At 34.5% G+C, this 1,827-nt stretch carries 1 protein-coding gene; it reads left to right on the forward strand.

The annotated features are described in order from the left end of the window. The coding region (locus CW751_RS15025) for a PKD domain-containing protein (RefSeq protein WP_101335837.1) at positions 1-1,827 on the forward strand (1,827 nt) is incomplete at both ends.

The raw sequence follows: 1,827 nt of genomic DNA on the forward strand, positions 1-1,827 counted from the left end.
TCATTTGCAGGTTGGGACTTGAATAGAACATACAATTTTAGATGTCGATATACTTCAACTAATGTTACAATTTGGATTGACGGTACAGAAATAGTAAATGTTGAAGACTGTTTTCATCCTGGAAGATTTGGTTTTTATAATGCCTCACAAGATAATGTTACTTACGCTGACTTTTCATATCAGGTGGCGTCTGATTTCAGTATAGAACACGATAGTATTTGTCTTGGAGATACAGCGAGGTATTCTATATTCTGTGATCCATCTTTTCAAAGTCCTTACGCATCTACATCTTGGGATATGGGGGATGGTACAACTTACAATCATCCAAATGAGGTAGAACACATATACACCTCTCCAGGAGTTTATAATGTGAGTTTAGAGGTTGAAGACGTTAATGGCTGTACAGATCAAATCATAAAAACCATAACAGTATTTGATACATTAGTTGGTATTGGTCCAGATATCACCCATTGTGAAAACGAAATAAATTCTCAAACATTAGACGCAACAATAAATGCACAAGATACCTATTTGTGGAGCACCGGTGAAACAACACCTATAATTACAGTTAATCAAACAGGTATTTATGATGTAATAACTACAAATGTCGTTGGATGTATTGCCAAAGATACAGTTGAAGTCACTTTTAACCCTAAACCTATAGCAGACTTTTCAGTAAATGATACATGTTTTGGTGATCCCAATCAATTTGTAGATCAAAGTTTATCAAATGGTTCATCAATAGATAGCTGGGATTGGTATTTTGATAATGATATGATTGTCGATGACAATACGCAAAACCCGAGTCATACTTTTCCTGCTATGGGAACACAGAATGTAGGTTTAATTGTAAGTAATAATTTTAATTGTTACGATACGCTTTATAATAATCTTGAAATTTTTGAACTTCCAGTTGCAAACTTCACGGCTGCTCCTGTATGCTTGAATGATCAGATTCAATTTATTAATTCAAGTTCAATAGGAACAGGTTCGATAACGAATTGGGACTGGGCTTTTGATGATGGTGGAGTTTCAGTTTTAGAAAATCCAACACATATTTATACTTCAGAAGGTGTGTACAATGTAGATTTAACCGTGACTTCTAATCATGGGTGTGTTGATAGTTATACAAGTAACGCAACAGTATTTCCTTTACCTCAGGTTGACTTTTCAGCATCAACAGTATGTGAGTATGAAATTACTAGTTTTATAGACGAGACAACATTATCTAATGCGCATACAAATAATTCAATAACAAATTGGAATTGGGATTTTGGAGATGGAAATACCTCAACACAACAAAATCCACAAAATAATTATGTTTCGGCCAATACTTTTAATGTCATTTTAGAAGTTACAACGAATAACAATTGTGTAAATACATACAATGAGAGTGTTACAGTTATCGCGCAGCCTCAAGCAGACTTTTTATATAATGACACGTGCTATAATGAACCCGTCTCCTTTGAAAATACGAGTGTTCCAAATACTGGTTCAATTATAAACCAAAGATGGTATTTTGATGCTGATCCCATACCAGATGCCTTGTCAAATAATCCAACATTTGTTTTTCCAACAGTGGGTACTCAAAATGTTGTTTTAATTGTTGAGAATGATGCTGGATGTCTAGATACAGTGAATCAGGCGGTAGAGGTTTATGATTTGCCAATAGCTAGTTTCAATGTAAATGAATCGTGTTTGAATGACAACAGCATTTTTAATAATCTAAGTTCAATCCCTACTGGAACAATTGATACTTATCTTTGGAACTTTGGTGATGGCAACGCTTCTACGCTTGAAAATCCAACGCATACTTATGGATCAGAA

It is taken from the genome of Brumimicrobium salinarum, from assembly GCF_002844555.1.
Taxonomy (GTDB): Bacteria; Bacteroidota; Bacteroidia; order Flavobacteriales_D; family Crocinitomicaceae; genus Brumimicrobium; species Brumimicrobium salinarum.